Annotated in this window: 19 protein-coding genes; 7 read left to right on the plus strand and 12 right to left on the minus strand. The window is 59.4% G+C overall.

Translation table 11 applies throughout. The annotated features are described in order from the left end of the window. Positions 1-8 precede the first annotated feature (8 nt). From BLL36_RS10725 to BLL36_RS10735, 3 genes are all read right to left on the minus strand, one after another. Positions 9-764: a DeoR/GlpR family transcriptional regulator gene (locus tag BLL36_RS10725; RefSeq protein WP_076951400.1), complete on the minus strand. Its 756-nt coding sequence runs from the start codon at positions 762-764 to the stop codon at positions 9-11. Between the two features lie 96 nt (positions 765-860). Beyond that, entirely contained in the window at positions 861-2,366 is a 1,506-nt protein-coding gene (glpK, locus tag BLL36_RS10730; RefSeq protein WP_076951401.1) for a glycerol kinase GlpK, read from the minus strand. A gap of 77 nt (positions 2,367-2,443) precedes the next feature. After that, the gene (locus BLL36_RS10735; RefSeq protein WP_076951402.1) at positions 2,444-3,301 is read right to left on the minus strand and encodes an MIP/aquaporin family protein; all 858 of its coding nucleotides are present in this window, start codon (positions 3,299-3,301) and stop codon (positions 2,444-2,446) included. 327 nt (positions 3,302-3,628) lie between these two features. Here BLL36_RS10735 and ybaK point away from each other — a divergent pair, with 327 nt between their 5' ends. Further along, complete coding sequence (gene ybaK / locus BLL36_RS10740; protein ID WP_076951403.1) at positions 3,629-4,099, plus strand: Cys-tRNA(Pro) deacylase; 471 nt, start codon at positions 3,629-3,631, stop codon at positions 4,097-4,099. A 74-nt stretch (positions 4,100-4,173) separates the two neighbouring features. Here ybaK and BLL36_RS10745 read toward each other — a convergent pair whose 3' ends face one another. After that, complete coding sequence (locus tag BLL36_RS10745) at positions 4,174-5,283, minus strand: ABC transporter ATP-binding protein (protein ID WP_076951404.1); 1,110 nt, start codon at positions 5,281-5,283, stop codon at positions 4,174-4,176. Next, complete coding sequence (argF, locus tag BLL36_RS10750) at positions 5,280-6,200, minus strand: ornithine carbamoyltransferase (protein WP_076951405.1); 921 nt, start codon at positions 6,198-6,200, stop codon at positions 5,280-5,282. Before argF ends, BLL36_RS10745 begins: the two co-directional genes overlap by 4 nt. 431 nt (positions 6,201-6,631) lie before the next feature. On the opposite strand from argF, the gene BLL36_RS10760 reads away from it, so the two are divergent. After that, positions 6,632-8,740, plus strand: coding sequence for a molybdopterin oxidoreductase family protein (locus BLL36_RS10760; protein WP_076951406.1), 2,109 nt, complete (start codon positions 6,632-6,634; stop codon positions 8,738-8,740). Positions 8,741-8,817: 77 nt separating this feature from the next. Continuing rightward, entirely contained in the window at positions 8,818-9,156 is a 339-nt protein-coding gene (gene grxD, locus BLL36_RS10765) for a Grx4 family monothiol glutaredoxin (protein WP_076951407.1), read from the plus strand. 68 nt (positions 9,157-9,224) lie between these two features. On the opposite strand, the gene bfr is transcribed toward grxD, so the two are convergent. Beyond that, positions 9,225-9,695, minus strand: a complete 471-nt coding sequence (gene bfr / locus BLL36_RS10770) for a bacterioferritin (RefSeq protein ID WP_076951408.1) — start codon at positions 9,693-9,695, stop codon at positions 9,225-9,227. 200 nt (positions 9,696-9,895) lie between these two features. Continuing rightward, positions 9,896-10,114, minus strand: coding sequence for a bacterioferritin-associated ferredoxin (locus BLL36_RS10775; protein WP_017526354.1), 219 nt, complete (start codon positions 10,112-10,114; stop codon positions 9,896-9,898). Positions 10,115-10,356: 242 nt separating this feature from the next. Here BLL36_RS10775 and BLL36_RS10780 point away from each other — a divergent pair, with 242 nt between their 5' ends. After that, positions 10,357-10,959 carry a peroxiredoxin gene (locus tag BLL36_RS10780; RefSeq protein ID WP_057724790.1) on the plus strand — a complete coding sequence of 201 codons (603 nt, stop codon included), beginning with the start codon at positions 10,357-10,359 and terminating at the stop codon, positions 10,957-10,959. Between the two features lie 57 nt (positions 10,960-11,016). Here BLL36_RS10780 and rnt read toward each other — a convergent pair whose 3' ends face one another. Beyond that, positions 11,017-11,688, minus strand: coding sequence for a ribonuclease T (gene rnt, locus BLL36_RS10785; RefSeq protein ID WP_076951409.1), 672 nt, complete (start codon positions 11,686-11,688; stop codon positions 11,017-11,019). Beyond that, positions 11,685-12,731 carry a dihydroorotase gene (gene pyrC, locus BLL36_RS10790; RefSeq protein ID WP_076951410.1) on the minus strand — a complete coding sequence of 349 codons (1,047 nt, stop codon included), beginning with the start codon at positions 12,729-12,731 and terminating at the stop codon, positions 11,685-11,687. Before pyrC ends, rnt begins: the two co-directional genes overlap by 4 nt. A gap of 156 nt (positions 12,732-12,887) precedes the next feature. Here pyrC and BLL36_RS10795 point away from each other — a divergent pair, with 156 nt between their 5' ends. The 3 genes from BLL36_RS10795 (at position 12,888) to BLL36_RS10805 (ending at position 16,393) form a co-directional block, all read left to right on the plus strand. Continuing rightward, the gene (locus BLL36_RS10795) at positions 12,888-13,796 is read left to right on the plus strand and encodes a flagellar protein MotY (RefSeq protein WP_076951411.1); all 909 of its coding nucleotides are present in this window, start codon (positions 12,888-12,890) and stop codon (positions 13,794-13,796) included. A 129-nt stretch (positions 13,797-13,925) separates the two neighbouring features. Continuing rightward, the gene (locus tag BLL36_RS10800) at positions 13,926-15,143 is read left to right on the plus strand and encodes an argininosuccinate synthase (RefSeq protein ID WP_012722490.1); all 1,218 of its coding nucleotides are present in this window, start codon (positions 13,926-13,928) and stop codon (positions 15,141-15,143) included. Positions 15,144-15,760: 617 nt separating this feature from the next. After that, entirely contained in the window at positions 15,761-16,393 is a 633-nt protein-coding gene (locus tag BLL36_RS10805; RefSeq protein ID WP_010212736.1) for a response regulator transcription factor, read from the plus strand. Between the two features lie 84 nt (positions 16,394-16,477). Here BLL36_RS10805 and BLL36_RS10810 read toward each other — a convergent pair whose 3' ends face one another. From BLL36_RS10810 to rsxB, 3 genes are all read right to left on the minus strand, one after another. Next, positions 16,478-16,660 (minus strand): PA3496 family putative envelope integrity protein, encoded by a 183-nt coding sequence (locus tag BLL36_RS10810; protein ID WP_076951412.1) that lies wholly within the window; start codon positions 16,658-16,660, stop codon positions 16,478-16,480. Between the two features lie 107 nt (positions 16,661-16,767). Then, complete coding sequence (gene nth, locus BLL36_RS10815; protein ID WP_076951413.1) at positions 16,768-17,406, minus strand: endonuclease III; 639 nt, start codon at positions 17,404-17,406, stop codon at positions 16,768-16,770. Positions 17,407-17,450: 44 nt separating this feature from the next. After that, complete coding sequence (gene rsxB, locus BLL36_RS10820; RefSeq protein WP_076951414.1) at positions 17,451-18,431, minus strand: electron transport complex subunit RsxB; 981 nt, start codon at positions 18,429-18,431, stop codon at positions 17,451-17,453. Positions 18,432-18,604 lie beyond the last annotated feature (173 nt).

The following is an 18,604-nucleotide window of genomic DNA, read 5'->3' on the forward strand; positions in this document are numbered from 1 at the left end:
TGCAGACGCTAGACGACCTCCAGCCTCACCTTATGCTCACTCAACAACTGCACCAACGCCGGCACCGGCTGCTGATCGGTCACCAGGCAGTCCACCAGGCTGATCGGCCCGAGGCGGATCATGGCATTGCGCCCGAATTTGCTGGAGTCCGCGGCCAGGATCACCTTGCGCGCATTGGCGATGATCGCCTGGGAAACCCGCACTTCCTGGTAATCAAAGTCCAGCAGGCTGCCGTCTTCGTCGATCCCGCTGATACCCACCAGGGCAAAATCGACCTTGAACTGGTTGATGAAGTCGACACTCGCCTGGCCCACCACACCGCCGTCGCGTCGCACATTACCGCCTGTGAGCAGCACGTCGAAGTCGTCCTTGGCGCTGAGCATGGTAGCCACGTTGAGGTTGTTGGTGATGATTTTCAGGTGGTTGTGATTGAGCAACGCACGCGCGATGGATTCGGTGGTGGTGCCGATATTGATGAACAGCGAGGCGTGATCGGGGATCTGCGCGGCGATGGCTTCGCCGATGCGCTGTTTTTCGTCGCGCATCTGGTCGGCACGCATGGCGTACGCGGTGTTTTCGACACTGGAGTCATAGGCCGCGCCGCCGTGGTAGCGGCGCAGCAGATTGGCGTCCGCCAACTGGTTGATATCGCGGCGGATGGTTTGCGGGGTGACAACGAACAGCTGCGCCATTTCCTCGATACTGACATAGCCGCGTTCGCGGACCAGCTCGAGGATTTGTTGTTGGCGGGGAGGCAGATTCATGGGGCGTCCTTTGGGCTGCCATACAAAAGTGGCCCATGATGACGCAGGAATCCGCTCCCTGCCAGTTACAACCCCATATGGGTTGTGACGCCTGGCTTATTCAGCGCCTTCGTGGGGCTCCCAGTCACGGGTACGGCTCACCGCTTTTTGCCAGCCGGCGTAGAGCTTCTCCTTGGCGACTTCGTCCAACTGCGGTTCGAATTCGCGCTCGATCACCGCCTTGCCGCGCAATTCGTCCAGGCTGCTCCAGAAACCGCAGGCCAGGCCCGCCAGGTACGCCGCGCCCAATGCCGTGGTCTCGCGCATTTGCGGGCGCTCGACCTGTGTGCCGAGGATATCGGCCTGGAATTGCATCAGGAAGTTGTTGGCCACCGCGCCGCCGTCCACACGCAGCGACTTGAGGCGTTCGCCCGAGTCCTGTTGCATGGCGTCGAGCACGTCGCGGGTCTGGTAGGCAATCGACTCCAGGGCTGCACGAATGATGTGGTCCACGCGTACGCCACGGGTCAGGCCGAACAGCGCGCCACGGGCATACGGGTCCCAGTAAGGCGCGCCCAGGCCGGTGAAGGCTGGCACCAGGTAGACGCCGTTGCTGTCCTTGACCTTGCCGGCGAAGTATTCGGTGTCGTGGGCGTCATTGATGATTTTCAGCTCATCGCGCAGCCATTGCACGGTGGAACCGCCGTTGAACACGGCGCCTTCCAGGGCGTAGGCCACTTCGCCACGCGGGCCGCAGGCGATGGTGGTGAGCATGCCGTGCTTGGATTTCACCGCCTTGTCGCCGGTGTTCATCAACAGGAAACAGCCGGTGCCGTAGGTATTTTTTGCCTGGCCGGCTTCGACGCACATCTGGCCGAACAGCGCAGCCTGTTGGTCGCCGGCGATACCACCGATGGCAATGCCGCTCTTGGTGCGGCCGTAGATTTCCGAGGAGGACTTCACTTCGGGCAGCATTTCGCGCGGCACGTCGAGGATCTCCAGCATCTTCGCATCCCACTCCAGGGTGTGGATGTTGAAGAGCATGGTGCGCGAGGCGTTGGTGTAGTCGGTGACGTGGGTCTTGCCGCCGGTAAATTTCCAGATCAGCCAGCTGTCGATGGTGCCGAACAGCAACTCGCCGTTTCGCGCACGCTCGCGGCTGCCTTCGACGTGATCGAGGATCCACTTGAGCTTGGTCCCGGAAAAGTACGGGTCGGTCACCAGGCCAGTGCTGTCGTTGATGTATTGCTCGTGGCCGTCGCGCTTGAGCTGCTGGCAGATCTCGGTGCTGCGTCGGCATTGCCAGACGATCGCATTGTAGATCGGTCGGCCCGTGACCTTGTCCCAAACCACCGTGGTTTCGCGCTGGTTGGTAATGCCGATGGCGGCAACCTGGTCATGGTGCAGGCCAGCTTGGGCCAGTGCCTCGACCATCACTGCGCTCTGGGTGGCAAAGATTTCCATCGGGTCATGCTCGACCCAGCCGGCTTGCGGGTAATGCTGGGTGAATTCACGCTGGGCGGTGCAGACCACGTTGGCGTCACGGTCGAAGATGATCGCGCGCGAACTGGTGGTGCCCTGGTCAAGGGCAATGATGTAGTTCTTATTCTGAAGGTCGGTCATGTCGATTGCCTTGCATGAAAATAAGGAAGTCAGAAATCAGCCTGGGCCGCGAAGGGCAGGGGACCAGGCTGGCGTTTTCAGGAAATACGCGTCTTGCCGTTGACAGCCGTGTCAGGTGTTTCTTCAGCTATAGCAGGTGCGGCGCTCGGCAGGTGGCGGGCAATCAACCCACGATAGGCCGCAGCACCCAGGCATGCGCCGACGATCGGCGCGAAAATCGGTACCAGGAAGTAGGGAATATCGCGGCCACCGGTAAAGGCCATTTCACCCCAACCCGCGAAAAAGGTCATCAGCTTGGGGCCGAAATCCCGCGCCGGGTTCATCGCAAAGCCGGTCAGCGGGCCCATGGCGCTGCCGATCACCGCGATCAGCAGGCCGATCAGCAGCGGGGCCAGCGGGCCGCGTGGCAGGCCGTTGTTGTCATCGGTGAGGGCCATGATCACACCCATCAGGATCGCGGTGATGACCATTTCCACCAGGAACGCCTGGGCAGTGCTCAGCAGCGCATGGGGGTAGGTGGAGAACACCGACGCCAGCTCCAGGCTTGCCTGGGAGCCGCGCACCATATGGTGGGTTTGTTCGTAATCGAAAAAAAGATTGCTGTAGAGCGTGTAGACCAGCGCGGCCGAGCAGAAGGCGCCGGCGATCTGGGCGAGGATATAGAAGGGTAGTTTGCGTTTGTCGAAGTCGGCGAAAAGACACAGGGCGATGCTGACGGCCGGGTTGAGGTGAGCCCCGGAAATGCCGGCGCTCAGGTAGATCGCCATGCTGACGCCGACGCCCCAGATGATACTGATTTCCCACAAGCCAAAGCTGGCACCCGCGACCTTGAGCGCAGCAACGCATCCCGTACCGAAGAAGATCAATAGCGCAGTCCCCAGAAACTCGGCCATGCATTGGCTCGAAAGTGAAGGCTGTTGAAGAGCAGTTGTCATGGAAAACCTCAGTTGTTGTTCTTGTCTGGCGCACGGCCTCAACGGGCTGTTGCGCGATTTTCACCGTGGCGAGGATCCCCATCCCGGACGCGGCTTACTGCTGGAGCGCTGTAGGTCTATTCCTACAGTATTCGGAAACGAAAAAATATAGACAAGAATGACGGCTGTCAAAGGTCGAAAGTGAACTGCCAGTCACTTTCAAACTATTGGTCTCGTGAATGATCACATTTGTCATGCTGCGCGTGCACCTTGAAAGTGGGCGAACTAGAGCGTTTTACGCGGGCTTGGCCTAGAATCGGCCATCTGTTTGCCACGCCCGGAGACGTCATGACCCCTGCATTGGACTTGTTGAAAAAAGTTCGCGCCGAACATCGCATCCACAGTTACGAACATGACCCGAAGGCGGCGTCGTATGGGCTGGAGGCCGCGGAAAAATTGGCGCTTGACCCGGCGCAGGTATTCAAGACCTTGCTGGCCAGCAGCGAGAAAGGCGAATTATTGGTGGCGGTGGTGCCGGTCGTCGGAAGTCTGGACTTGAAGGCTCTGGCACAGGCCGCGGGGGTGAAAAAAGTCGAGATGGCCGACCCGGCAGCGGCGCAGCGCTCGACCGGCTACCTGCTGGGCGGCATCAGCCCGTTGGGGCAGAAGAAGCGCCTGCGCACGTTTATCGATGTGACGGCGCAGCCGTTTGCGACGATTTTTGTGAGTGCGGGGAGGAGGGGGTTGGAAGTCGAGTTGCCGGCGGCGGTGCTGGCGGAGCATACCCAGGCCAAGTTTGCACCGATTGGTCGGGCGTGAGCCTCACTTTCGAAGCCAAAGAAGTTCCAATGTGAGAGCAGGCAAGCCAGCTCCCACATTCTGATTGGGTTTCGTCAGTGAGCTGGACTGTAACGCCGCACGCCTGATTCGGCCTGCGGGATTTGCGCCGCCATGCTGCCCGACGCCTGGAACAACACCAGATGTTCCGCTGCAACCCGAATCCCCACCTGGGCCCCGACCTGATGGTCTGCATGGCTGGGAAAAATCGACTCCAGCTGGGCGCCCGTCGGCAATTGCAGGCGGTACAAGGTCGACGCACCGAGGAATGTCTTGCCGACAATCCGTGCTTTCAACGCGCTGTCCGGCGCGTAGACGATGTCGTCAGGGCGCAGCAGCACGTCCACCGCGCCACCCGTCGGCCAGGTATAGGCGCGGTTGCCGCGCAGCTCACCCAGTTCGGTGCTGACCGATTCAGGCGAGCTCAATTGCCCGCGGATGAAGTAGCCCTGGCCGATAAAGCTGGCGACGTAAGGCGTCTGCGGTTCGTGATAGAGATTGTAGGGCGTGTCCCACTGTTCAAGCCGGCCCTCCTTGAAAACACCGACCTGGTCGCTGACTGCGAAGGCTTCTTCCTGGTCATGGGTCACCAGGATAGCGCTGGTGCCCCGTGCCTTGAGGATATCGCGTACTTCGTGGCTGAGCTTGCGGCGCAACTCGCCGTCCAGGTTGGAAAACGGTTCATCCAGCAGCAACAGCGCAGGCTCGGGCGCCAAGGCGCGGGCGAGGGCGACGCGTTGTTGCTGGCCGCCGGAGAGTTCATGGGGGAAGCGTTTGCCCAGGCTGTTCAGGTTCACCAGCTCGAGCAATTCTGCAACCACACGGTTTTTTTGCGGGTGCTTGCGAATACCGAACGCAATGTTGTCGGCCACGCTCAAGTGCGGAAACAGCGCGTAGTCCTGGAACACCATGCCTATGCGGCGTTTCTCGGGTGCCAAGGTGAATCCGGCACTGGAGATCACTTCACCGGCCAGGCTTATTTCACCTTCGTGCACCGGTTCGAACCCGGCAATTGCCCGGAGTGTGGTGGTCTTGCCGCAGCCGGAAGAGCCGAGCAGGCAGCCGATGTCGCCGGCATTGAGGTGCAGGTTGAGGTTCTGCACCACTCGCTGGTCTTGATAGCCGCATGCCAGGTTGCGCAGGTTCAGCAGTAGTGGCTGGCTCATGCGTGGTGGTACGACGGTGGAACGAGGAATTCAAGCAGCGCTTTCTGCGCGTGCAGGCGGTTTTCAGCCTGATCCCACGCGACCGAACGTGGGTCGTCCAGCAGGTCGAGGCTGATTTCTTCGCCGCGGTGCGCCGGCAGGCAATGCATGAACAACACATCCGGGGCGGCCAGGTCGAGCAGCGCGCGATTCACCTGATAGGGCGCGAACCGGGCCAGGCGCGTGGCGGTCTCCTCTTCCTGGCCCATGGAGGTCCAGACGTCGGTGCTCACCAGATGCGCGCCGACCACTGCGTCTTTCGGATCGCGCAGCAGTTGCACGCGGCCGTCCGCCTTGGCCAGGAATTCAGCATTGGGTTCGAAGCCTTCGGGGCAGGCGATGCGCAAATGGAAGTCGAACTGGATCGCCGCTTCTATATAGCTGTTGCACATGTTGTTGCCGTCGCCGATCCAGGCCACGGTCTTGCCCTGGATCGAACCACGGTGCTCAAGGAAGGTTTGCATGTCGGCCAGCAACTGGCACGGGTGCAGGTCATCGGACAGGCCGTTGATCACCGGTACCCTGGAATTGGCGGAAAATTCGGTCACGGTGCTGTGGGCGAAGGTTCGGATCATCACCGCATCGAGCATGCTCGACATCACCTTGGCGCTGTCGGCGATCGGTTCACCACGGCCCAGCTGGGTGTCGCGCGAGGACAGGAAGATGGCTTGGCCACCCAGCTGGATCATGCCGGCCTCGAAAGACACGCGGGTGCGGGTCGAGGACTTCTCGAAAATCATCCCGAGTACGCGGTTTTTCAAAGGCTCGAACAGTACGCCGCGGTTACGCAGGTCTTTAAGCTCAATGCCTCGACGGATCACGCTGACCAGCTCTTCGGGCGTGCAATCCATCAGGGAGAGAAAGTGCCTTGCGCTCATCATTAACTACCTTTTGCAACAGACCGCAGATACTCAAAGCCTTGTTTATTGTGACAACGGGCGAGACCTGCGGCGAAAGCCGCACGGGGCGACGAAATAGGGGAAGGCGCGATATTGACATTAAATGTCGCGTGTTTCCAATAGGCTACGGTTTTTAAGGGTGTTCAAGGAGGGCGCCGGAGCGCGTTTGAAGACGATTTCCAGACAGCAACGGGCCATTTGTACACTGGCGCTGAGACCTTTTGCAATGCGTCGGGGCGCCAGCAGGCCAGGCTGCGTCGGTTTTGCGGGGGGAGGGTGGTTTTCTGAAACATTTACTCACGCTTGGCCATGGCCTGGCCTGATGCCCATCGATTCACGGCGCGAACGTTGGTGGCGCCGTGGCTGGCCGCGGCCCATAGTGGGACCAAAGCCCAATAAAGAGACTGGCCATGACCAAGACTCTCCACCACCGTGCCTGCCATCTGTGTGAAGCCATCTGCGGCCTGACCCTGGAAACTACCAGGGCCGAAGACGGCAGCCTGGCGATTACCTCGATCAAAGGCGACGCTCTGGACAGTTTCAGCCGAGGGCACATCTGCCCCAAGGCCGTCGCGCTGCAGGACATCCAGAACGATCCCGGCCGCCTGCATCAGCCGATGTTGCGGGTTGGCAATGAATGGCAGCCCATCGCATGGGACGAGGCCTTTGCGCTGGTGGCCGAACGGCTGGCGGGTATCCAGGCACGCCATGGGCAGAATGCGGTGGCGGTGTACCAGGGCAACCCCAGCGTGCACAACTACGGGTTGATGACCCACAGCAATTACTTCCTGGGTTTGCTCAAGACGCGCAATCGCTTTTCCGCGACCTCGGTAGACCAATTGCCTCACCATCTCACCAGCCACCTGATGTACGGCCATGGCCTGCTGCTGCCAATCCCGGACATCGACCACACCGACTTCATGTTGATCCTGGGCGGCAACCCGCTGGCATCCAACGGCAGCATCATGACCGTGCCCGATGTGGAGAAGCGCCTCAAGGCGATCCAGGCCCGCGGCGGTAAGGTGGTGGTGGTCGACCCACGGCGCAGCGAGACCGCGGCAATGGCCGACCAGCACCTGTTCGTGCGCCCTGGCGGCGATGCGGCCCTGTTGTTCGGGGTGCTCAACACCCTATTCACGGAGAACCTGACCCGCGATAGCCACCTGCCGGTTGAAGGCCTGGATGATGTCCGCCGCGCCATCGCCGGATTCAGCGCCGAGGCCATGAGTCGCCAGTGTGCGGTGCCTGCCGAGCAAATCCGCCAGTTGGCGCGGGACTTCGCTGCCGCCGATAAAGCTGTGTGTTACGGCCGCATGGGCGTATCGACCCAGGCGTTCGGCACGCTGTGCCATTGGCTGGTGCAATTGATCAACCTGGTGAGCGGTAATCTGGACCGTGTTGGCGGTGCGCTGTGCACCACACCGGCCGTGGACTTGGTGGCGTCGACCGGCGGTGGACATTTCAATCGCTGGCAGAGCCGGGTTTCCGGGCGCCCGGAGTACGGCGGGGAGTTGCCTGTGTCGGCCCTGGCTGAGGAAATGCTCACCGGGGGCGAAGGGCAAATCCGCGCATTGGTCACGGTCGCGGGCAATCCAGTGTTGTCGACGCCTAATGGCCGGCAACTGGAGCAAGCCCTGGATGGCCTGGAGTTCATGGTCAGCATCGATCTCTATATCAACGAGACGACGCGGTATGCCGACCTTATCCTGCCGTCCACCTCAGCGCTGGAAAACGATCACTACGACACCACCTTCAATATGTTCGCGGTGCGGAACGTCACCCGGTTCAATCGGGCGATATTGCCCAAGCCCGAGGGAGCGCTGCATGACTGGGAGATCTTCGTCGGCCTGGCCACTGCGTTTGCGGCGCAGACCGGTGTTGCGCTCAAACCGACCATGCCCCCGGCGCAGATGATTGATTTCGGACTGCGCGCCGGTACCTACGGTGATGCATCCAGCCATAAACTCTCAGTGGCGAAGTTGGCGGACTACCCTCACGGCCTGGACCTGGGGCCGCTGCGGCCCAACCTGGCGGCGCGTTTGAAAACCGCTGATGGCAAGGTGCAAGCGGCGCCGGCGGTGATCCTCGCCGATCTGGTACGTTTTGCGGCGCAGCCGGTGCCGATGGCTGATGAACTGCTGCTGATCGGACGTCGCCATGTGCGCAGCAATAATTCGTGGATGCATAACTATCACCGGCTGGTGAAGGGCAAGCCACGGCATCAATTGCTGATGCATCCCGATGATCTGGCTAGCCGCCAGTTGAGCGATGGCCAGCGCGTGCGTGTCAGTTCGCGCATCGGCATGATCGAGGTAGAGGTGGTCGCCAGCCTGGAGATGATGCCTGGCGTCGTCAGCCTGCCCCATGGTTGGGGGCATGGCCGCCCAGGCGTGCGGATGACGATTGCCAGCGAACAGCCAGGCGCCAGTGCCAATGACTTGACCGACGAGCGGCAATTGGACGAGTTGTCGGGCAACGCCGCATTGAACGGCGTTCCCGTACAGGTAGCAGCCGCCTGAGCACCCGGCTGGAATTTTGCGTTACAATGCGCCACCGTGCCGACCTGTGAGTCGCAAAGTTCCAGCCGAGGTGTTCCATGGATATCATCGAAACGATCAAAGAGCAGATTGCCAACAACACCATTCTGCTTTACATGAAAGGCGCGCCAAACGCTCCTCAGTGCGGTTTCTCCGCGAAGGCTTCCCAGGCTGTGATGCAGTGTGGCGAGAAGTTCGCTTATGTGGATATCCTGCAAAACCCTGAGATCCGCGCCAATCTGCCGAAATACGCCAACTGGCCAACGTTCCCGCAACTGTGGGTAGCGGGCGAGCTGGTCGGCGGTAGCGACATCATCACTGAAATGGCCGCTGATGGTTCGTTGCAGGCGCTGATCAAAGATGCAGCGGTGAAAGCGGCAGCCAAGACTGACGCGTGATCCGAATGCAATAAAAAGCCCCGCTCCTCGTAAGAGGGCGGGGCTTTTTTGTACCTGTTGCCTGAGAGTTATTCGCCCATCTGTGACTGCAGGTAGTTTTCCAGGCTGATCTTGTCGATCAGGCCCAACTGGGTTTCCAGCCAGTCGATATGTTCTTCCTGGTCTTCCAGGATATCTTCCAGCAGTTCACGGCTGCCAAAGTCCTTGGTCACTTCGCAGTGAGCAATGGCGGCCTTGAGGTCGCTGTGGCTCTTGCGCTCAAAACCCAGGTCGCTGCTGAGCATTTCCTGGGTGTGCTCGCCGATGTTCAGCTTGCCCAGGTCCTGCACATTCGGCAGGCCTTCCAGGAACAGGATGCGCTTGATCAGCGCGTCAGCATCCTTCATGGCCTTGATGGATTCTTTGTATTCGCGCTTGCCGAGCTTTTCCAGGCCCCAATCGTCGTACATGCGCGCATGCAAAAAGTACTGATTGATCGCGACCAGTTCATTGGCAAGGATTTTATTGAGTTGCTGGATGACTGAGATGTCGCCTTTCATGACTGGGGTCCTGCCCTGTAATCGCTGTGTATAAGGCGGAGTTTGAGCGGCGAAATCCTTAGTGTCAAACCTAAGTTATTGAATAATAAATGAAAATTAATCGGAATAAGAATGTTTGTGTTCCGCGTCTTGACGCTAACTAATTGAATTTCAGGCATAAAAAAACCGGACACCCAGTCCGGTTCTTTAAAACACACGAATCAGGCGTGCGTAAATTCTGTTGAATAGGGGAGCGCGGCCTGGGCTGTCTGCAGCTGCGTCAGGGTTTCCCGTACCACTTGTTTGGCCAGGCAAGCACATTTACCGCACTGGCTGGCAACGCCGGTGGTTTCACGTACTTCCTTGTAGCTGCAGCAACCTTCGTAGATTGCTTCGCGGATTTGTCCGTCGGTGACGCCGGTACACAGGCACACATACATAGGGAGAACCGTCGCGGTTTAAGGCTTGAGTGCGTTGGATCTTAATGTTAACGAGAATGATTGTCAAAGTAGATTCGCAAGGTATTCGCTGGCAAAGCGCCCGCACTGACGAACGGTTTTTTCAGTGTATGATGGTCGATCTTCACGAAGCGTGACTGCGTCACAGGGCTGTCGCTTATAAACGGCAGACTCGGGGCCGGTCCTTTTACTTCAATCGTCACCCCTGCATCAGGAGATACCCAATGAGCGTACTCGTCGGCAAACAAGCCCCGGATTTCGATGTACCCGCCGTTCTCGGCAATGGCGAAATCGTTGACAGCTTCAAACTGTCCGAAGCCATCAAAGGCAAATACGGCCTGGTGTTCTTCTACCCGCTGGACTTCACCTTCGTCTGCCCTTCGGAGCTGATCGCTCTGGACCACCGCATGGACGATTTCAAGGCGCGCAACGTCGAAGTGGTCGCCGTTTCCATCGACTCCCATTTCACCCATAACGCCTGGCGCAACACCGCCATCAATGATGGCGGCATCGGCAAAGTCAAATACACCATGGCGGCCGACATGAAGCACGACATCGCCAAGGCCTACGACGTTGAGTCCGAAGGCGGCGTGGCGTTCCGTGGCGCGTTCCTGATCGACGACAAGGGCGTGGTTCGCTCCCAGATCATCAACGACCTGCCACTGGGTCGTAACATGGAAGAGCTGATCCGTCTGGTCGACGCCCTGCAATTCCACGAAGAGCACGGCGAAGTCTGCCCTGCCAACTGGAAAAAAGGCGACAAGGGCATGACCGCTTCCACCGAAGGTGTTGCGGCCTACCTGACCGAGAACGCCGGCAAGCTGTAAGCCGAATTCGAGGCATAAAAAACCCGGCGCTGAGCCGGGTTTTTTATGCCTGGGATTTCAGTCGTTGAAATCTTCCCAGCCGCCCATCTGCTTCCAGCGATTGACGATGCCGCAGAACAGCTCGGCGGTCTTCTCGGTGTCGTAGCGGGCCGAGTGGGCTTCACGACCGTCGAAGTCGATCCCGGCCGCCTGGCAGGCTTTCGCCAGCACGGTCTGGCCATACGCCAGGCCGGCGAGGGTGGCGGTGTCGAAGCTGGAGAACGGATGAAACGGGTTGCGCTTCATGTCCAGCCGCGCCACGGCGGCATTCAGGAAGCCAAGGTCGAAACTGCTGTTGTGGCCGACCAGGATCGCGCGTTTGCAGCCATTGGCCTTCAACGCCTTGCGCACACCCCGGAAGATATCGGTCAGCGCCGCTTCTTCACTCACCGCCATGCGCAGGGGGTGATCGAGCTTGATCCCGGTGAACTCCAGGGCGGCCGCTTCGATGTTGGCGCCTTCGAACGGCTCGACGCGGAAGAAGTGGGTGTGTTCCGGGAACACGAAACCTTGTTCGTCCATGCCGATGGTGGTCGCGGCGATTTCCAGCAGCGCGTCGGTGGCGCAATTGAAACCACCGGTTTCTACGTCGATGACAACCGGCAGATAACCGCGAAATCGCTCGGCCATCGGGTGACGGGAACCGCCACCGTTATGCTCTTGTTCGTCGTCGTAATGGTCTTCACTCACTTGCTTTCCTCCAGCAGGCGCCAGCGCAGTGTTTCACCGGCGCGCAGCGGGATAACGGTCAGCTCGCCAAAGGGCAGGCTGGCGGGGGCGGTCCAGTCTTCACGAACCAGGGTGATGCGGTCGGTGTTCGCCGGCAGGCCATAGAAACGCGGGCCGTTGAGGCTGGCGAAACCCTCGAGCTTGTCCAGGGCGTTACGCTGTTCGAACGCTTCGGCATACAGCTCGATCGCCGCAAAGGCGGTGTAGCAGCCGGCGCAGCCACACGCGGCTTCCTTGGCGTGTTGGGCGTGGGGCGCGGAGTCGGTGCCGAGGAAGAATTTCGGATTGCCGCTGGTCGCGGCCTCCAGCAACGCCACCTGGTGGGTGTTGCGCTTGAGGATTGGCAGGCAATAGAAGTGCGGCCGAATCCCGCCCACCAGCATGTGGTTGCGGTTGTACAACAGGTGATGCGCGGTGATGGTCGCACCGACGTTGGCCGAGGCCTCGGTCACGAACTGCACGGCATCGGCCGTGGTGATGTGCTCGAATACCACCTTGAGGGCCGGGAACAACTCGACCAACCGGCGCATATGTTCGTCGATGAAAAGCTTCTCGCGATCGAACACGTCGACATCGCCACGGGTGACTTCACCGTGGATCAGCAGCGGCATGCCGACGTCGGCCATGGCTTCGATGGCCGGCAGGATCTTGTCGATACTGGTCACGCCGGAGTCGGAGTTGGTGGTCGCGCCGGCCGGGTACAGCTTGGCGGCATGCACGAAGCCGCTGGCCTTGGCCTCGCGAATCTCCGAAGGCTGGGTGCGGTCGGTGAGGTAGAGCACCATCAGCGGTTCGAAGCGGCTGCCGGCCGGTCGTGCAGCGAGGATCCGCTGGCGATAGGCATCGGCTTGCTCGGCGTTACGCACCGGAGGTACCAGGTTTGGCATGATGATGGCGCGGCCAAAGGTGCGCGCGACATCGGCCACGGTGTGGGGTAACGCAGCACCATCGCGAAGATGAATATGCCAGTCGTCGGGACGCAGCAGGGTCAGGCGGTCGGACATTGGGGATTCCAGGCGGGTCAATCTGGTGGGAATGCTACCGGAAAAGACTCTTGCAGGCACTCGCTATCAAGTTTTGCAGGATACGACCGATAGCAGGGGGTATGCCTTATCGATGTATGACGCTTTGAAGTGTTGTAGCAACCAGTGGAGCCTCCCGTGCGCCAGCATTATCTAGCCCTGCTCAGTGTGTTCGCCAGCCTGCCTGCGATGGCCCTCACGTTCCAGACACGTCTGGAGAATATTGAGTGGAAGGTGGAAGGCGACCAGTTCGAGTGCCGCCTGACCCAGCCGATCACCGACTTCGGTTCGGGTGAGTTCGTGCGCCGGGCCGGTGAGCAGGCGACGTTTCGTCTCAAAGCCTATAACGGCTCGCTGGGTACAGGCTCGGCCACCTTGCTGGCCGCCGCCGCCCCTTGGCAGCCGGGCCGAGGTGATATCAACCTCGGCGCCGTGCGCGCCGGCAGTGGCGACGTCTTGTTCAACAGCTCCCAGGCCCAGGCCGGGCGGCTGTTCATGGGGCTGTTGGAAGGGCGTAGCCCAACCGTCCGACACTACGGGCGTGAAGGGGGCTACTCGGAAATCCGCCTGTTGCCGGTCAAATTCAACAAGGCTTACAACGACTACCAACAGTGCACCACCAAGCTGCTGCCGATGAATTACGACCAGGTCAAACAGACCGAGGTCGGTTTCCCGGGGGGCGGTATCGAGCTGGACGCCGCAGCCAAGAAGAAACTGGATGTGATCGTGGCGTTCATGAAAGCCGATCCCACCGTCAACCATATCGAACTCAATGGCCATTCAGACAATAGCGGCAACCGCCTGAGCAATCGCGATGTCTCGCGGCGCCGTGCGTTGGCGGTGATGGACTACTTCAAGGCCAACGGCATCCAGGAATCCCAGGTCACCCTGCGCTTTCATGGCGAGAGCTATCCGCTGGCGCCCAACACCAACGCGGCCAACCGGGCGCGCAACCGTCGCGTAAACATTCAGCTTGAACGCGTGGCAGCCCCCGAGAAACCGGCGCCTCAGGCTGCCGGCCCAAGCAACCCCGCGCATACGTCATAACCGGCGCGCACCGGTCGCTCGCTTGACATAATCTGTCGCTTTATCTTCATTTGCTGTCGCGCCCCTGTAAATTCACGGTTTTGGTCGGTAGAATCGACGGCTTTCCGTACAACCCCGTGGAGTGATGGCATGGCCGACGTAAACAAGGTCGTTCTCGCGTATTCCGGCGGCCTGGACACTTCGGTGATCCTCAAGTGGCTGCAGGATACTTATAACTGTGAAGTGGTGACCTTCACCGCTGACCTGGGTCAGGGCGAAGAGGTCGAACCTGCACGTGCCAAGGCGCAAGCCATGGGCGTGAAAGAGATCTACATTGACGACCTGCGCGAAGAATTCGTCCGCGATTTCGTTTTCCCGATGTTTCGCGCCAACACCGTCTACGAAGGCGAGTACCTGCTGGGTACCTCCATCGCACGTCCGCTGATCGCCAAGCGCCTGATCGAAATCGCCAACGAAACCGGCGCCGACGCCATTTCCCATGGCGCCACCGGCAAGGGCAACGACCAGGTGCGTTTCGAACTGGGTGCCTACGCGCTCAAACCCGGCGTGAAAGTGATTGCCCCCTGGCGTGAATGGGACCTGCTGTCCCGTGAAAAGCTGATGGACTACGCTGAAAAGCACGCCATCCCGATCGAGCGCCACGGCAAGAAGAAGTCCCCGTACTCGATGGACGCCAACTTGCTGCACATCTCCTATGAAGGCGGCGTGCTGGAAGACACCTGGACCGAGCACGAAGAAGACATGTGGAAATGGACCGTCTCCCCGGAGAACGCTCCCGACAAGCCGCAGTATCTTGAACTGACCTACCGCAACGGTGACATCGTCGCGCTGGACGGCGTCGAAATGACCCCGGCCACCGTGCTGGCGACCCTGAACCGCATCGGTGGCGAACACGGTATCGGCCGCCTCGACATCGTCGAGAACCGTTACGTGGGCATGAAGTCCCGCGGCTGCTACGAAACCCCGGGCGGCACCATCATGCTGCGCGCCCACCGCGCAATCGAGTCCATCACTCTGGACCGCGAAGTGGCTCACCTCAAGGATGAGCTGATGCCCAAGTACGCCAGCCTGATCTACACCGGCTACTGGTGGAGCCCTGAGCGTCTCATGCTGCAGCAGATGATCGACGCCTCGCAGGCTCACGTGAACGGCGTTGTGCGGCTCAAGCTGTACAAGGGCAATGTGATCGTGACCGGTCGCAAGTCCGATGACTCGCTGTTCGATGCCAACATCGCCACCTTCGAAGAAGACGGCGGCGCCTACAACCAGGCGGACGCAGCAGGCTTTATCAAGTTGAACGCGTTGCGCATGCGCATCGCGGCCAACAAAGGCCGCTCGTTGTTCTAAGTTTCAGCCTGCGGTAAAGAATGGCCCCTTTTCGAAGGGGCCTTTTTTTTGCACGGTTTTCAGCGGTTAGCGATGTTTATTGCGCTTAAACATGCGTTGATGTTTTTTCAAGACCTTATCAACAGCTGGATTTGAATGAATTGTTGATAAAAGTTTGTAGGGGGAATGAATTTTTTACATCTATGTAGGAACTGGTCTTACAGAAAATTCACTCTTGCAAGTGCAGCGAATATATAAATAGCTGAACCGTCTGTAGGAATTAAGGATGTAATTGAATATGTTTAATGGAACTGAAGCAAACGGATTTCCCTTATCGGTTTTCTCGGCCGGACACCTGAGGCAAGGGGCATTTCCTGAGAGTTATGTGCGGCACGTTTACCCAGCCCCTCCTGTGCCTGGGATATTTCACTCAAAATATGTAAGCCCCCGGAAAGGTCTGAAAGGATCCATAAAAAGGAATACTTCCGGGATGGCGTTTTTTTGTAGGGCATTTCCTTTATCGCTGTGGGGTGGGTCTCTGCTTGCTGTTGCTTGGGGGGGAACGCTATGCCAACTAGGAAACGACTAGGCTATTGTGCTTGCTCTAAATAATTCGAACAGCGAAATTGGACTTTCTCATGAATAAAGTGCTGATCGTGGATGATCATCCCGTCATTCGTCTTGCTGTGCGTATGCTAATGGAACGTCATGGTTATGAGGTCGTTGCCGAGACCGATAACGGTGTCGATGCGTTGCAACTTGCACGGGAGCATATGCCGGACATTGTCATACTGGATATCGGGATTCCCAAACTTGATGGCCTGGAAGTTATTTGCCGGCTGTCTTCCACCAAACAACCCGCGCCGTTCAAGGTGCTGGTGCTTACCTCCCAGGCGCCTGGTCATTTTTCCATGCGTTGCATGCAGGCGGGCGCGGCGGGCTACGTGTGCAAGCAACAGGACCTGACCGAGCTGCTGAGCGCGATCAAGGCCGTCCTGTCGGGGTACAGTTACTTCCCGAACCAGGCGCTCAATTCGGTACGCTCCACCATGGGCAATGCCAGCGAGGCCGATATGGTCGAGCGTCTATCAGGTCGGGAAATGATGGTATTGCAGCAATTGGCTCGGGGCAGGACCAACAAGGAGATCGCCGACGGCATGTTCCTCAGCAACAAGACCGTCAGTACCTACAAGACGCGCCTGCTGCTCAAGCTCAACGCCCGCTCTCTCGTAGACCTGATTGAATTGGCCCAGCGTAACGGCTTGGTATAGACGAGGTCCTGCACCGCGCAATGCCTGCATGACCGGCAGAAAAAAGCCTCCGTGAGGGAGGCTTCCGGCCGTCGACCGCTCGAATCAGAGATCGAAGTCGTAATCGGCCAGTTGTTTTTGCAAGCGTCGTTCTTCCAGCAGATTGTCGATGGTGCGGCGTTTGCTCAGATTGGTCTTGGCGACCTCTACCACGGGGGCCTCGACCACATCGTCGTCCGACTCGACGAGGTCGTCTTCCACTTCCAGTTGTTCCTTGCCAGTGCTCATAAGGTTCACTCCGGGCTAAGACTGCCGTTGGCGCCCCTTATAACGATAATCCATGATCTGGTAAAAAAGATTTTTTCAATCGGTAGATCGAAAAAACCAATGCTTCCTCAATCGTCGGAGGTCTTGTCCTTGTATTCGCACAGATCTTCGATGCGACAGCTGCCGCAACGCGGCTTGCGTGCCTGGCAAACGTAGCGCCCGTGAAGGATCAGCCAGTGGTGGGAATCGAGCAGGTAGGGCTTGGGTACGAACTTCATCAGCTGCTTCTCCACCTCTACCACGTTCTTGCCACGGGCAATGCCGGTGCGGTTGCTTACCCGGAAGATGTGGGTGTCCACGGCCATGGTCAATTGCCGGAACGCGGTGTTGAGCACCACGTTGGCGGTTTTACGTCCAACGCCCGGCAGCGCTTCCAGGGCTTCACGGGTTTGCGGCACCTCGCTGCCATGCAGTTCGATCAGCAGACGACAGGTTTCGATAACGTTCTTGGCCTTGCTGTTATACAGGCCGATGGTCTTGATATATTCCGACAGCCCTTCCACACCCAGGGCATAGATTGCTTCGGGCGTGTTCGCCACCGGATACAGCTTCGCCGTGGCCTTGTTGACGCCGACGTCTGTGGACTGGGCCGAGAGGATCACCGCAATCAGCAACTCGAACGGCGAGGAATAAGCCAGTTCGGTCTTGGGTTCCGGATTGTCTTCGTGAAATCTGCGGAAAATTTCCAGGCGTTTTGCGGCGTTCATCGGGCGGTCGGTTCCTTGCACAAGCGGTCAGCTTGAATGCGAATTCAGCGGGTATTCAGGGTTGTGGAGTCATGGGCATCGACCAGGCGCAGGGCTTCGTCAAGCCTGTGTTGCGCTTGCGCCAATTGCTGCGGGGCGGCCTGTTGATCCTGGGCTTTTTTCAGTTCGGCTCGGCGCATCGCCAACTGGATTTTTGCGCGCTTGAGGTCGCCGCTGGTACCGGGCGACAGCGGTACTGCCGGTGCGCTGTTCACTTCCAGCGCCGCCAGCGCCTGCTCCGCTGCCTCGAATAGTTGTTGCAGTAGGATTAATTGCGACTGTTGCTCGAAAGTCGGTGGATGCCCAAACGCTTTCAGTGACTTGTGCAATTGCGCACGGCTCATTGCCACAGTGACCTTGGCTTTTTTGACTGCTGCATCCTGGTCTGCTTGCGCCGCGTCCAGGTGGATCGGTGCCGCCGGCACCGAACGTTGGGCGCGGGCCAGGCGTTCGGCGAGTTTGTGCGCGTCTTCACGCTGCAGGCGCGCGTTGCGCTGCTCGAAACGCCGCCGTGCACGGTCGCGCTTGACGCCACGCTCATGGCGCTCGCGGTCGTTGCTCGCCAGGCCGCCGACGATCGGGATAATAGTCGCCAGTGGGCGCATCTCTATGCAGTCCACCGGGCACGGCGCGACGCACAGGTCGCAGCCGGTGCACTCGTCCATGATCACCGTGTGCATCAACTTGGCGGCACCAACGATGGCATCCACCGGGCACGCCTGGATGCACTTGGTGCAGCCGATGCATTCGGCTTCACGAATATAGGCCACCTGCGCGGGCGCTTCGCCACGGGACGTGTCCAACTCAAGCACCGGCAGGCGCAGCAGTTGCGCCAGGCTGGCGATGGTTTCCTGCCCGCCGGGCGGGCATTTGTTGATGGCCTCGCCTTGGGCAATGCCTTCGGCGTATGGCTTGCAGCCCGGGTGCCCGCACTTGCCGCACTGGGTCTGCGGCAGGAGCGCGTCGATGCGTTGAATCAGGTTCATGAAGTGATCATGGCATGCCGGTTAAATAAACAGGGCCTAAATGTGGCGAACGGGCTTCTTATGGCAAGCGGTCTTCTGTGGCAAATGGGCTTCTGTGGCGAGCGGGCTTGCCCCGCGTTGGGCTGCGGAGCAGCCCCAGTAAGTATTTTTCAGGTCAACCGCGGACTCTAGGT

Origin of the sequence: Pseudomonas cedrina subsp. cedrina, assembly GCF_001983175.1 — a bacterium.
Taxonomy (GTDB): Bacteria; Pseudomonadota; Gammaproteobacteria; order Pseudomonadales; family Pseudomonadaceae; genus Aquipseudomonas; species Aquipseudomonas cedrina.